The 13,946-nt window shown below is 50.8% G+C and carries 13 protein-coding genes and 1 pseudogene; 2 read left to right on the top strand and 12 right to left on the bottom strand.

Going from position 1 to position 13,946, the window contains the following annotated elements; all coding sequences use genetic code 11:
• Positions 1 to 45 precede the first annotated feature (45 nt).
• The 7 genes from U6B65_01635 to U6B65_01605 form a co-directional block, all read right to left on the bottom strand.
• On the bottom strand, positions 46 to 270 hold the full coding sequence (locus U6B65_01635) for an HPr family phosphocarrier protein (GenBank protein ID WRS27855.1): 225 nt from the start codon (positions 268 to 270) through the stop codon (positions 46 to 48).
• Positions 271 to 394: 124 nt separating this feature from the next.
• The gene (locus U6B65_01630; GenBank protein ID WRS27854.1) at positions 395 to 1,822 is read right to left on the bottom strand and encodes an aminopeptidase; all 1,428 of its coding nucleotides are present in this window, start codon (positions 1,820 to 1,822) and stop codon (positions 395 to 397) included.
• 335 nt (positions 1,823 to 2,157) lie between these two features.
• Positions 2,158 to 2,739: a lytic transglycosylase domain-containing protein gene (locus U6B65_01625; GenBank protein ID WRS27853.1), complete on the bottom strand. Its 582-nt coding sequence runs from the start codon at positions 2,737 to 2,739 to the stop codon at positions 2,158 to 2,160.
• Between the two features lie 2 nt (positions 2,740 to 2,741).
• Positions 2,742 to 3,353: a dephospho-CoA kinase gene (coaE, locus tag U6B65_01620; GenBank protein WRS27852.1), complete on the bottom strand. Its 612-nt coding sequence runs from the start codon at positions 3,351 to 3,353 to the stop codon at positions 2,742 to 2,744.
• A 34-nt stretch (positions 3,354 to 3,387) separates the two neighbouring features.
• On the bottom strand, positions 3,388 to 4,422 hold the full coding sequence (locus tag U6B65_01615) for an L-threonylcarbamoyladenylate synthase (GenBank protein ID WRS27851.1): 1,035 nt from the start codon (positions 4,420 to 4,422) through the stop codon (positions 3,388 to 3,390).
• 1 nt (position 4,423) lies between these two features.
• Complete coding sequence (gene prfA, locus U6B65_01610) at positions 4,424 to 5,503, bottom strand: peptide chain release factor 1 (GenBank protein ID WRS27850.1); 1,080 nt, start codon at positions 5,501 to 5,503, stop codon at positions 4,424 to 4,426.
• A gap of 72 nt (positions 5,504 to 5,575) precedes the next feature.
• Positions 5,576 to 5,761, bottom strand: coding sequence for a DUF951 domain-containing protein (locus U6B65_01605; GenBank protein WRS27849.1), 186 nt, complete (start codon positions 5,759 to 5,761; stop codon positions 5,576 to 5,578).
• Positions 5,762 to 6,037: 276 nt separating this feature from the next.
• Between U6B65_01605 and U6B65_01600 the strand changes: the two genes are divergently transcribed.
• Positions 6,038 to 6,964 (top strand): S1 RNA-binding domain-containing protein, encoded by a 927-nt coding sequence (locus U6B65_01600; GenBank protein WRS27848.1) that lies wholly within the window; start codon positions 6,038 to 6,040, stop codon positions 6,962 to 6,964.
• Positions 6,965 to 7,057: 93 nt separating this feature from the next.
• Here the strand turns inward: U6B65_01600 and U6B65_01595 are convergent, their stop codons facing one another.
• The 5 genes from U6B65_01595 to U6B65_01575 all read right to left on the bottom strand — a co-directional run bounded on the left by U6B65_01595 (position 7,058) and on the right by U6B65_01575 (position 12,992).
• Entirely contained in the window at positions 7,058 to 7,690 is a 633-nt protein-coding gene (locus tag U6B65_01595; GenBank protein ID WRS27847.1) for a DedA family protein, read from the bottom strand.
• Positions 7,691 to 7,777: 87 nt separating this feature from the next.
• Entirely contained in the window at positions 7,778 to 9,040 is a 1,263-nt protein-coding gene (locus U6B65_01590; protein WRS27846.1) for a replication-associated recombination protein A, read from the bottom strand.
• 19 nt (positions 9,041 to 9,059) lie between these two features.
• A complete protein-coding gene (locus U6B65_01585; protein ID WRS27845.1) occupies positions 9,060 to 10,061 on the bottom strand; it encodes a hypothetical protein in 1,002 nt (333 codons plus the stop codon).
• Between the two features lie 24 nt (positions 10,062 to 10,085).
• Positions 10,086 to 11,567 carry a DHHW family protein gene (locus U6B65_01580; protein ID WRS27844.1) on the bottom strand — a complete coding sequence of 494 codons (1,482 nt, stop codon included), beginning with the start codon at positions 11,565 to 11,567 and terminating at the stop codon, positions 10,086 to 10,088.
• Positions 11,568 to 11,582: 15 nt separating this feature from the next.
• On the bottom strand, positions 11,583 to 12,992 hold the full coding sequence (locus U6B65_01575) for an MBOAT family O-acyltransferase (GenBank protein WRS27843.1): 1,410 nt from the start codon (positions 12,990 to 12,992) through the stop codon (positions 11,583 to 11,585).
• Positions 12,993 to 13,378: 386 nt separating this feature from the next.
• Here U6B65_01575 and U6B65_01570 point away from each other — a divergent pair.
• Positions 13,379 to 13,870, top strand: a pseudogene (locus U6B65_01570) (aromatic acid exporter family protein).
• The last annotated feature ends 76 nt before the right edge of the window (positions 13,871 to 13,946 follow it).

The following is a 13,946-nucleotide window of genomic DNA, read 5'->3' as shown; positions in this document are numbered from 1 at the left end:
GCGAAGCAATACACCGCTCCGCCCGTTTTCATTGAAATAAGAGATTTAGTCGTTCACAATCCACTTGCCCAGCTTTTTAATGAAGGAATCATCCTCGGTAACCACCAGGACAGGCCGGTTATAATCCAAAGCAATGAGCCCCAAAATCGATTTAGCATCGGCAATAGCGCCCTCGGGATCGTGGACACCCACATCGCATCCGCAAGCCCATGCCAGATTCATAAATTCCTTAAGATCCTCGGCTGTGGAAAGCTTAATTTTTTGTACCATATTCAATACCACTCCTTTTCTAAACAGGTTTTGGTCTATTTTCCCATTGATTTCAAACCTATTATAACACATCAAAAGAAGGAAACAAGAACAATCTGTAAAAAGTAAAGATTATAGCAGTATTTTACAGTCTTTCACTATCATCCTTATAGAAAGAAACAAATCCCTTGTACATATTGTAAACATCGGTTTTGCTTACGACTTCAAAAGGTGCATGCATGGAAAGCACGGCAACGCCGATATCCACCACATCCACGCCCAAATTGGCAATAAATTTGGCTACGGTTCCGCCGCCGCCCTGATCCACCTTGCCCAGCAGGCCGGTTTGCCACAAAACGCCCTCACGATCAAATAGGCCGCGGATTTTACCCATGAATTCGGCTGTGGCTTCGCTGGTGCCGGATTTACCCCGGGAACCGGTGTATTTGGTCAAGCACACGCCATAGTTGAGATAGGCGGTGTTGCGCTTTTCGGTCACCTCCGGGAAGGTGGGGTCGAAGGCCACGTTGACATCGGCGGAAAGGCACTGGGAGCGATTCAGCACGGTACGGCCTGCAATGCCCCAAGGGCTGGCCAGATCGGCAATAAAATCCTCCAAAAAGTGGGAAGCAAGCCCTGTATTGCCATCCGAACCGATTTCCTCCCGGTCGGCCAGCACAGTGACAGTGGTATAAGCAGGATTCTCCACAGCCAAAGCGGCCTGCAAAGAGCCATAGGCGCAGACACGGTCATCCTGACCGTAAGCGCCCAGCATAGAGCGGTCAAAGCCCACATCCAACGCCTTGTGGGCGGGGACAAGACTCAGGTCAGCGGAAAGGAAATCCGCCTCCACAATGCCGTATTTCTCGTAGAGCATGCCAAGGATATTCAGCTTGACCTTTTCACTGGCCTTATCGTCCCGGAAGGAACGAGACCCAATGAGGATGTTCAGCTCTTCCCCCTTGATGCCATCGGCAAGAGTACGCTTGTTCTGCTCCTGCGAAAGATGGGGCAGCAAATCGGTGATGCAGAAAACAGGATCACCCACATCTTCACCCAGCACAATTTCCACCTTGGTGCCATCCTTCTTGATGACAACGCCGTGAAGCGCCAAAGGTGTGGCTACCCACTGGTATTTGCGAACGCCGCCATAGTAGTGGGTCTTGAACATGGCAAGCTGAGCCTCTTCATAGACCGGGCGGGGCTTGAGATCAATGCGGGGAGAATCCACGTGGCTGGCAAGGATGCGCACGCCTTGATCCAAGGGCTTCTTGCCAATCACAGCAAACAACAGAGCCTTGCCCCGGTTTGCAAGATAAACCTTGCTGCCCGGCTGGTATTTAACAGCGGGATCAAAAGGCGAAAAGCCTCTTTCCTCCAACAGCGAAACTGCATAGGAAACAGCCTCACGCTCAGTTTTGCCTTTATCCAAAAAGGTTTTATAGCCCTCGCAATAACGGAAAGCCTCATCAATTTCCTCATCGGTCATGAGGATGGTATTGTTTTCGGGCTTAAAAAGCACTTTCTCGCCTAAAAGCTCCGCCGGTGTTTTTTTATTCTGTTCCATATCCATATTCAAATCCTCTCTTTCTCTGCAATCTATCTATCATTAGTATGTCAAATGCCTGCAAATGTCATGCGCCTCAATCAGGCGAAGAAAATATTCAGCCTTTTCCTGTCACTGCAGCAATAGGCACATAATCGGTTTCTCTTTGCTTGCTTCGTTTTGCAGTATCGGTTTTTCTTTGCTTACTTCGCTTTCAATATCGGTTTTTCTTTGCTTACTTCGCTTTCAATATCGGTTTTTCTTTGCTTACTTCGCTTTCAATATCGGTTTTTCTTTGCTTACTTCGCTTTCAATATCGGTTTTTCTTTGCTTACTTTCTTTTTTTCTAAAAAGAAAGTAAGTTAGAATTCATAAAGATTACGGTAAAGATCCCGGGTTTCGATGACACGGGCCACATAACGGCTGGTATCACCAAAAGGAATATACTCCACGTTTTTTCCATCAGAGGAATATTGGGGATTTTTCAGCCACCCAAGAACGCTACCTCGGCCTGCGTGGTAAGCGCAGAGGGCTGTTTCTACTGAACCGAACTCATCCAGATACAGGCGCAGCAAAGCCGCTCCATACTGGATGCTGATTTCAGGGTTATAAAGGTCTTCAAAATCCAGCTCCCGCTCCTCCTGCAAGCGGAACTGAATCCACTCAAAGGTGTCGGGCGTGATTTGGGTCAGGCCCCTTGCCTGCACACTGGACTGAGCCCGGGGATTAAAGCCGCTTTCGGTGCGAATCACCGCATAGAGCAGCTCGGGAGGCAGATCGTAAACTTGGCTTTGCCGCAGAACCTGCTCGCTGTAATAAACCGGATAAGCGCTGCGGTAAAAATACCGGTACCCCCAATGGAAGCCGGCCATTAAAAGAGGAATCAGCACCGCAAGAGCCAGCAGCTCCGCTAAAAGGGATCGGAAGCGTTTTTTTGCGATCAATCTCAACTCATTTCTTTCGTAAGCTCTGTGTTCAGCCGGTCCAAAAGCTCCATCACCTGCACCCGCAGGGCTCCCATATCCCCATCGTTGCAAATTACAACATGGGATTTGGAGGTGTAAAACTCATCGTCGTGCTGGGCTTTCATCCGCTGCTCGGCCTGCTGGCGGCTCAGGTCATCCCGGGCAATAATCCGCTCCATCCGCAGCTCCTTGGGTGCGATGACACTGACAATGCGGTCGCAGTAACGGTCTGCCCCGCTTTCAAACAGGGTAGGAGCATCCAGCACGATCAGCTTGGCACCCTGCTTTTGATAGAAAGCGATCCGCTCCTTGATTTCCTCGTGAATATAAGGGAAAATAATTTCATTAAAGCGCATGCGCTTGGCCTTATCGGAAAAGACCAGATCACCCATACGGCGGCGGTTCAGGGAGCCATCCTCATTGAGAATCTCAATGGTGAATTCCAGCACAAGATCGGTCAGGCATTGAGCCCCCTGATCCACCACATGGCGTGCAACCTCATCCGCATTTATCACAATCAGGCCCCGGGCCGCCAGCAAATCGCTGACAAAGGTCTTCCCCGCCCCGGTCTGGCCGGTTAATCCTATAATCATGGCTGTCTTCCTTTAATTTAATATTCTCTCCGGGCTAAAGCTCCACCACTTTAAAACCGGCGGCACGAATCAGGCGGTTGTATACCGCAAGCCCCAGCCCTTTACGATCGGGCATTCTAGCCAAAACACTCTGTGCTCCCACCTCATCCAGACGGCGCAAAGCCGTGAACAGGCTAGCAGCCTGCTCCTCGGGGTGATCTTCTTTTCCATAGGTGATAGCTGGGAGGCTAATCCCCGCTTCTTCCCCATCAAAAACCAGCGCCCAGACTCCGGGGGCCTTGTTTTGTTCCGCATATCGGGCAAACTGCTCAAAGCTTCCGCTCACCAGAAGCACACCGGCCTTGGGTGCATAATGCTTGTATTTCATCCCCGGCGAAAGGGCCGGCTTGGAAGGATCCAAAAGGTGTTCCACCGCCGGATCCACCTCCACATGCCCCAAAATCTCCCGCAGCTGCTCCACTGTAACGGCACCGGGACGCAAGAGGCGAGGCACATCACCGGCTAAGGTCAGCACGGTGGACTCCACCCCCACGGCACAGGAACCGCCATCCACAATCAGCTCCACCCGGCCGTTTAAATCCTCCACACAGTGGCGGGCGGTGGTGGGGCTGGGGCTTCCGGAGCGATTGGCCGAGGGTGCGGCAATGGGCAGGCCGCTCTTTTCAATAATGACAAGCGCCAGAGGGTGATTGGGCATCCGCACCGCCACTGTATCCAGCCCACCGCTGGTAGACAGCGGTACTCTTTCGGTCTTGGGCAGGATGATGGTCAAGGGGCCCGGCCAAAAAGCATCAATTAGAGCCTGCGCCCGAGGGGGAATTGCCTGAACCAGCGGCTCCAGCTGCTCGGCCTTGGCAATGTGTACGATCAGGGGGTTATCCTGGGGGCGGCTCTTAGCACGAAAAATACCGGCCACCGCCTCGGGGGAAAGGGCATTAGCTCCCAAGCCGTAAACGGTCTCGGTAGGGAAAGCCACAAGGCCCCCGGCTTGGATAATACCGGCGGCCACATCCGAAGCCAACGCAAACTCCTGGGGGCTGTGGGCGGATAAAAGCTGTGTTTCCATCATGTTACATCGATTCCTGACTGGCTTGCAGCTTTTCGGCCTGATCAAAGGTAATCAGAGCATTGAGCAGCTCTGTCATATCGCCATTGAGGACAGCTTCAAGCTTATACAAAGTCAGCCCAATGCGGTGATCTGTGACACGCCCTTGGGGATAATTGTAGGTGCGGATGCGCTCGGAACGGTCACCGGTGCCCACTTGCAGCTTTCTTTGGGAGGCTATTTTATCGTTCTGCTCCTGCAGCATCTTTTCATACAGCCGGGAGCGAAGGATTTTCATGGCCTTATCCTTGTTTTTATGCTGGCTGCGCTCATCCTGACACTCCACCACCAGCCCGGTGGGCAAATGGGTGATGCGGATAGCGGATTCAGTTTTGTTAACATGCTGGCCGCCGGCGCCACCGGCCCGGTAGGTATCAATCTGCAAATCGCCCGGGGCAATTTCGACCTCAACATCCTCAACCTCAGGGAGAACCGCCACAGTAACGGTGGAGGTATGCACCCGACCTTGGGATTCGGTCTCCGGCACACGCTGCACCCGGTGCACGCCGCTCTCAAACTTGAGGCAGGAATAAGCCCCTTCCCCTTCAATGGAGAAGCTGATTTCTTTAAAGCCGCCCAGCTCGGTTTGGTTGGCGTTGAGAATTTCACTTTTCCAGCGGCGGGTTTCGCCGTACATAGAATACATGCGATACAGGGAATTGGCAAACAAAGCGGCCTCATCACCGCCTGCGCCGCCTCGGATTTCCACAATAACGCTTTTATCGTCGTTGGGGTCTTGAGGCAGCAGCAGCACCCGCAGCTCCTCGCTGCACTGCTCAACCTTTTCCCGGTTTTCGCTGAGCTCCTCCTCAACCATGGTGCGGAAATCCCGATCCAGCCCGCCTTCTTCCAGAAGCTGACGAGCCTCATCGGCTCCCTCCTTGGCTTTAGCGTACTCCCGGTATTTTTCCACGATGGGGGTCAGGTTCTTGTATTCCTTCATCAAATCCCGGTAGCGGTTGTTATCGCTGACTACCTGGGGATCCATAAGCTGTTCATTGAGTTGTTCATAGCGCTCTTCGGCACTTTTGAGCTTATCAAACATACTGTTCCGCCTTATCTTGTGTTTTTAGAAAGATCAGGAAAGCCGCCGGTCAAATGGGTTTGGCCAAACGATTCAGGGCTCCTTGTGCTGAATGGATTTTATGTTGCGCTCGCATTTGGAGCGGGGAACCATAACCTCCCGCCCGCAGCCCACACAACGGATACGAAAATCCATACCGGACCGAAGCACTAAAAATTGCCGCTCTCCACAGGGATGCGGCTTTTTCATAGTCAATATATCCCCTACCCGGACATCCATAGCTACACTCCCAAGCACAATCGTTACAGTTTATTATAACAGATAATGGCAGGATTTATCAATTGCTTTTTTCCACACTGGCATAAAAGCAGGCTGTATGTATTTTCTGTTCCGAGTAAAGGGGGAAAATAGTGGTATGAGCAGACCTTTGAATGAATATAAATGGTAATGCCGATTCAAAGCTGACACGCCCTGTTTTCAGCGGAAAGCGAGCATGCCGGGGGCCTTGTTGCAGAGGGAGCATCGGCAGCAAAAAAAGAGGAGGTCTATAAGCTAATGAATGTATTTTATCCCGAAGGCATTCTGATCGATACTGCCGAAAACAAAGCTGCTCTGCGCAGTGTTGCCAGCCTGCAGGAGGCCATGGCAACCGAAAAAATTCTGGAGGCCCGGGCGGTGGTCTGTGATTTCCACCACAATTTGATTGTGGAGCTGGGCTGCTGCAAAGGCTTTATGCCCAAAGAAGAAACAGTAATCGGAATTTCAGACGGCTCCACCCGGGATATTGCCATTATTTCAAGGGTGAACAAGCCGGTCTGCTTTGTGGTAACCGATATCAGGCAAGAGGCGGATGGCTCGGTCACGGCTATTCTTTCACGCCAGCGGGTTCAGCGTCTTTGCCTTGAAAAATACATTTCCGCTCTGGTGCCCGGTGATGTCATCAATGCCCGGGTCACCCATTTGGAATCCTTCGGCTGTTTTGTGGATATTGGCTGCGGTGTGACCTCCCTCATCCCCATCAATTCCATTTCCGTCTCCCGCATTTCCCACCCGAGAGACCGCTTCCGCAGTGGAAAGAGCATCAAGGCGGTGGTCAAATCGGTGGATGAAAACGGGCGGGTAACCCTGAGCCACAAGGAGCTTTTGGGAACTTGGGAAGAAAACGCCCGCAACTTTGTACCGGGCGAGACTGTCTCCGGTATTATCCGTTCCGTGGAAAGCTATGGCATTTTTGTGGAGCTGACCCCCAATCTAGCCGGACTGGCCGAACCTCGAGAGGGTGCTGTTACCGGTCAGCATGCCAGTGTTTACATAAAAAACCTCATTCCCGAAAAAATGAAGGTGAAGCTGATTATTGTGGATGCCTTTGAGGCTACCTACGCCCCCGAAGCCCTTGTCTATTACATAACCGACGGGCACTTGGATTACTGGCGCTATTCGCCGGAATGTGCCGACCGGGTAATTGAAACCACTTTTAAATAAGACTTCACCTGCTTTTAGCAGGCATAAAAGAAAGCCGCACACCCGTTAAGCCCAAAGGCTTTGGAGGTGTCGGCTTTTTTTGCTGTGCAGTGCTTACTTTTGGCGGGATTTGCGCCAAAGAAAGAAAGCCACCACACCAATAGCAACCACAATGAAGAACCATAGGGCACCGGTGGAGTAAGCGCTGAAATAATCCAGAATGCTCTCCCAAGCCTCACCCAGAATGGAACCGGCCACAACCAGAATGGTGTTCCAGATCACACTGCCCACTGTGGTAAAAACCAGAAAACTGCCCATCTGCATTTTGGTAATGCCCGCCGGAATGGAGATCAGGCTTCTCACAATGGGAACCATACGGCAAAAAAATACTGTCTTGGTTTCGTATTTTTCAAACCAAGCATAGGTTTTTTCAATGTCACTCATTTTAACGCCCAAGGGCTTACCAAACTTATGCACCAAAGCCTCAAAGCGTTCCCGGCCCAGCCAGCGGCCCAAACCATAAAGAATCAAAGCACCGACCACTGAACCCACCGTTGCCCACACAATTACCCCGGGCACACTCATGGTGGTTCGGGTTGTCATAAAGCCGCCAAAGGCAAGTATAATCTCAGAAGGGATGGGCGGAAAAACATTTTCAACCGCAATCAAAAATGTAATGCCCAAATAGCCATAGGCTTCCACCATCCAAAGTACCCATTGTTCCATAGACTGTACGATTTCCTGCATATTCATCTCCTAAAAAGGGATTCCTCCCCTGTATTTAATGCTGTCACTTTGTATATGAGTATGGGGAAAAATCTGCGAAAATACATCTTAGTCCCCCGTTTTACCCTGAATCTTTCGCCTATGCTGCAAAGCGGCCTGCTCGGTCTTGTTCTGCCCGAAGGTATAATAAACCCGATCCCTGAGCACATCGGGGAGATACTGCTGCTCCACATAGCTGTCCGGGAAATCATGGGGATATTGATACCCCTTGGCGTGCCCCATCTTCTGGGCTCCTGCATAGTGGCCATCCTTTAAATGCCCGGGAATTTCCCCAAGCTCCACCCGGTGCAGATCGTTCATTGCCGCATCGATGGCCATAATGGCCGAATTGGATTTAGGCGCTGTGCACAAGAGAATAACGGCCTGCGCCAACGGAATCCGCCCCTCAGGCAGACCTAACTGAACAGCACTGTCCACACAGGCCTTGACAATAGAGACAGCCTGCGGATAAGCAAGACCGATATCCTCACTGGCAATAACCAGCAAACGGCGTATGGGGGAAAGCAAATCCCCAGCCTCCAGCAAGCGGGCCAGATAATGAAGGGCCGCATTTTCATCCGAGCCCCGAATGGATTTTTGCAGGGCGGAGAGAATGTCGTAATGGGAATCCCCATCCCGGTCATAGCGCATGTTGCTGCGCTGGCTGACCTGCCTTGCATCCTCCAGCGTAACTTTGTCTTCTCTGGCCGAAGCCCAAAGCAGCTCTACTGCATTGATGGCCTTGCGCACATCGCCGCCGCAGGAAACCGCTATATGGGCGGTTACTCCATCTTCCAGCGAGAGGGTGCGGCCACTTTCTTCCTCCAACAGGTTAAAGCCACGAAGCACTGCTTTTTCAACTTCCTGTTTATCCACCGGGCGGAATTCAAACACAGTGCTGCGGCTGAGAATGGCGTTGTAAATATAAAAGTAAGGGTTCTCCGTGGTGGAGGCAATCAGGGTAATGCGCCCATCCTCTATAAATTCCAGCAGGGTTTGCTGCTGCTTCTTGTTCAAATACTGGATTTCATCCAGATACAGGACTACCCCGCCCATTCCCTCCAGCGTATCCAGCTCCGCCACAATGGCTTTGATATCCGCTGTTGAGGCAGTGGTGCCGTTGAGGCGGTAAAGCTTCTTGCCCACCTTGCGGGCCAGAATGCTGGCTACCGTAGTTTTCCCCACGCCGGAAGGGCCATAAAAAATCAGATTGGGCACATTTCCCCCCTCCACAATGCGGGGCAGAACCATGCCGTCTCCCAATATGTGCCGCTGCCCCACCACCTGAGAAAGCTCGGTGGGCCGCAGACGATCCGCCAAAGGTGTCGCCATAAAAATCCGTCCTTCTCTGTTACTGGGCAGCCAGTTCCTGTGTGAGCTGCCACAATTCCCTTTCCTGCGGGGAGGGCCACTGGGTTCCGCCCAGCCTAATGCTTTGCTTTCTCACCTTCTGAAGATCGGACTGTATCAAAACACCCCGCTCATCCAGCAGTTTGGTGATCTGTGCCTCCTGAGTAAGATAATGATCATCCACCTGACGCAGGATATAGGCTGTAGCCTCCTTGACAGCCGCTTTCTGGGCGGCACTCAGAGTTTCCATCCACTGTTCGTCGGCCACCAGCCACAAAAAAGAAATGCGATGGCTGGTAAGCGCCAGAACAAAATCCCTCGGCGGGCGATAATACTGTATTTTGGCAAGATCAACAGCCGCAGCCTTGACTTCTGCATTTTCCAGCATGCTTAAACGGTCGGATTGGGAATCCGCCGACTCCACCTCTGCCCCTAGGCGAGTATAAGCCGCCACAATGCCCATATCCTCTTCCAGCACAATAGGCAGCCGGGCAAAGCTTTCCGGCGCTGTCAGGCTGACTCGGGATACAAGCGCCTCCTGCCCCTGATACAGCGCCGTAAGCGGACGAGCCTTATGCAGCTGTGACATAGACTCCCCCACCATAGCCAGTGTCAAAGGGGAATTGACAGAAATGGCATAGTGATTATACCCGGTAAACAAAAAAGGAGTATCGAAAAAATTGCTGTAGCCGGAAAAATCCCCTTGCTCCACATCGTTTACATAATAGAAGCTGCCGGGGCTTTGACGAAAGGTTTTCTGGTCTGTTTCCTGCTCCACAGTCAGCTCCACACTTTTACCGGAAAAGGTAGAAACCCGCTGGCAAAAATCCTGCGCAGCCTGTAAAAGAATGGAATCCGCCGAAGAATTCACCCAAAAGGTACCCTTCACCACAGAATCGGGAGCTGTATTTCGGGCAAGGCGCACCACATCGGGCCGTCTGGTTTGACAGCCTGATGTTAACAGCAGCAAGACCATAAGCCCTGCCAAGAAGGTGCGTTTCACCGGATTCCTCCCCTATCGTTTAAATTAAGCGCTGGCCTCTTTCGAAGATTCTTCCCGCTGGGCAGCAGGAGGCGCAGGCAAAAAGCTCTGTGTGGGTGCGGGCTTAGACATCATGCCCTCAATCTTTTCAATGTGATAGCCGGTATTGGCCGCAAAAATATTGTTTAGGAAGAGAACCTCCTGAATGTTGTTCTGCTTGACAAAATCCACCAGATTCAGCTCAAAATACCGCTGATCCACAACAAAGACCTCCTCATAATGAGGAATCAGGAAAGGCGAGAAGGCATTACCAAAGGATTCTTTAACCACCAAAACCCTCTTGCCGTTTTTGTTACCGGTATCAATGCGAATGAGAGGATAATCCCCGTGCAGGAATACCGAATAAGAATTGCCGCCTTGCGCAAACTCCGCCCATACACTGTGCTCCTGCGCTGTATAAGGATCACCCTTATCCCAGCGAACAGCAGTGGGGTTGCCGGGCATCAGGAAGTATTCCACATAATCCTCAGCTAGCTTGGCGTCGTTGGTATAGGAATACATAGTTCCCCGGAAGCCTTCGATCACCTTCCGCTGGTAATCCTCCAAGGAAAGCGGCTCTAACCCCGCACTTTTTGCAAAGGCGGTATAAGCATAATAAGCGCCCCGGGCTGTCCAGTGATGGTCGGCGTTAAAGTAGAGATAATCATCCGCATGGGCTTCCAAGGCAGAATAGGCATCCACCCCGATGACACCGGAATCCAGCGACTGATAAATATGCTCGATGTTAGGCTTTTGGGGGTTGGTTACGCTTTTATAGCGCTGGGGCAAAGAAAATTCAATGACAGTGGGAGCCACAAGGTTATAAACCTTCACGGAATCGCCCCACGCCTTTTTATAATTGCTGATTGCGCCTGCATACCATTCGGCCATACCGTTGCTGCCGCCAAACAGCTGCATTGCTTTTTCCTTATAAACAAAGACCGCACCGTTCTGTTCACCTACAGCACCGTCATCCACCACCTCGTGGGGCTTGGAAACCTCAGAGGCTTCGGAGCTTGACTCCTCTTCTTCTGTATACCCTGCTCCCTCGGGCAGCTCAGGGTCAGCACGGGAAGGCTCGGGCGGAACCTCCGGGGCAGGTGCAGTGCCATGGATACGCACACCGTCGAAGCGGATACCCCGCATCTCATCCAGCCGGGCCGCTATAGACACAAAGGTTTCCCGAAAAGGAAAGGTATCGGCATAGTGAAGCTCCAAATCCTTGGTATAGCTGCCATCCAGAACCGCCTGACCGGAAAACTCGGGCATGGCGGCCAGCTCTCTTTTTTCCACCTCAGAAACGGTAGGCTTGGTTAAAATCAGAGACAAAAAGCCCATGAAAAACAGAGCACTGCAAAAAAGGATGGTGAGAATCGCCTGAGCGATATGCAGCCGTTCCCCCTGCTTTTGATCCTCCTGCTGCTGGCGATAAGCCTGAGCCGGTGAAAGCTGGGAAGGCTTATATTTAAGCAAACGAGATTTTGCCATATGAGGCTTCACTCCTTAGAATTTAAAATAAAGGAAGGGATTGTAGCTTTCACCCACCAGCATTGCTGTGGATAGGGCCAGCATTACCAAGCAGGCCGCCGACTGTGCATAGGTAATAAAAGTCTTGCGCCGCAGAGAGGCTCCGTCCTCCAGCCGATGCCGGATATAAGGGAGAATAGGGGTGCAGAAAGCCAACGAAAGCACAATCCAAAAAATGTTATTCATAATTAAAAAGCCCAGCTGAGCATCCCACAAAGGATGTGCCGCCCAGTTAAACAGCACCGAGAACATCTGCCGCAGCCGTGCAAAATCCTCAAAATAGAAGAGAGTCCAGCCCACCAGGGTTACGAAGATCAGGTAAAGGTGAGAAAATAACCGGGGCAGCTTATCCAATAGCTTGCCCAAAAAGAGCCGTTCCAGCATAATGAGAACGCCGTAATAAAGGCCCCACAGCACATAGTTCCAGCTTGCACCGTGCCACAGGCCGGTCAGCAGCCAGACCACCAGCAGGTTAAGGTAGAGTCTTTTCCGGTTACCCCCCATGGGTATGTAGACATAATCCCGGAAAAAGCTGCCCAAAGAAATGTGCCACCGCCGCCAGAATTCCGAAGCGGAGCGGGCAATATACGGATACTGGAAGTTTTCATAATAATGGCAGTTGAACATTTGCCCCAGCCCCAGCGCCATATCCGAATAGCCGGAAAAATCAAAATAAAGCTGGATGGAAAACATGAGAATACCAAACCAGCCCTCTGCCACCGAAAGGGTGGTGAGATCGCCGGTAAGATACTGCCCTACAAGATTTCCCGCATAATTGGCCACCAGAATCTTTTTTACAAGCCCCACGCAAAAGCGTGGAATACCGGCGCTCATGCTGGCAAAGGTGGGAACCTCCCGGCCCAGCTCGTGGGCCACATCGGTGTAGCGCACAATGGGACCCGCCACCAGCCTGTGATAGAGCGAAATATACAGCATAAAGGTAAGATAATTGCGCTGAGCCTTAACCTTTCCCCTGTAAACATCCACCACGTAGGAAATAGACTGAAAGGTATAAAAAGAGATGCCCAGCGGCAGCCCGAAGGAAGGCAAGGGCAAATTACTCCCAAAAAGAGAGTTGATGTTGGAGATAAAAAAGCCACTGTATTTAAAGGTGGAAAGAAGCCCCAAATTGATGATCAGCGAGGAAATAACACCGAAAATCATCCATTTGGTGCCTCGGAAATGCTCAATAATCAGGCCATGCAAGTAATCAACCGTGCCGCTGAACAAAAGCAGCAGAATCCATATCGGTTCACCCCACGCATAAAAGAACAAAGAAAAAGCAACGAGCACCACATTGCGGTAGGTCTGATTTTTTGTGACAAAATAAAGGATCAGATTGGCGGGTAGAAAAAGATAGAGAAAGATCAGATTCGTAAAAACCATACCGGGCCTCCTCAACTGAATTTAACATAGGAAAAGTTGCTGGAATTGCTGCGGACTTGGAAGAGGTCCCCGGAAAAACAGGAGCTTTCATACTCACTTCTCATTGAAATGAGAGTTTCTTCTCAAATACTGCATACAGTCATAGATTATACACCATTCGACAAAAAAATAAAAGTAGTAAAGCAAAGGTTATGGGGCTATTCTTTTTTATGAGAACGTGAATTTTGCACGCATGATATTTGACTTGGGCTTTCTTTCGTACTATAATTAGAGTCACTATTTTGTTTATTTTACAAAGATTCCGATCGCTGTTTCCCCAATAAGATTATTGACCTGTTTGCGGCCTTTTAAATAGCCTTGTCCTGTTTTCAGGAGGTCTTTTACAAATGAATATAAAAACGCCTTTCAGCCCTATCAATTCAGGTAAATCACCTTTTCATATAGGAATGCGTAATTTTAAAACAGCTTTGGCCGTTTTCGTCTGCTTGATATTATATTTATTTATTCAACGCAGCAGGGCGTATCTGGCCTGTTCCACCGCTGTTATCTGCATGCAGAGCAGTGTTGAAAAATCCATTACCGATGGCATCACCCGCCTGATCGGAACGGTAATCGGCGGTGTTATAGGCTTTTTTCTGGTTTCCGCCAGTGCGGCACTGGGTGATCATTATTTTCTGATTCCCATTACCACAGTGGGTGTAAGCCTGATTATTGTCATCTGCAATCTTTTGCGCAAGCCCAATGCCACGGTGCTGGCCTGCCTGATCTTTTTGATCATCCTGCTTATTCCCAGCGGCGAACAGCCTCTTGCCTATACGCTGAACCGTATGCTGGATACCGCAGTGGGCATTCTGGTTGCCGTTATAGTCAACCGCTTTATTCGGAATCCTGCTCCCCCGGCGGAGGAACACCCTCGGGGAGCTAAAACAATTCGATACAAAATAAAAGGAACGA

This window comes from Oscillospiraceae bacterium MB08-C2-2 (genome assembly GCA_035621215.1).
GTDB lineage: Bacteria > Bacillota > Clostridia > Oscillospirales > Ruminococcaceae > WRAV01.
Note: the sequence above shows the minus strand (reverse complement) of the source record. Positions and strands in the feature narration are given on the sequence as shown.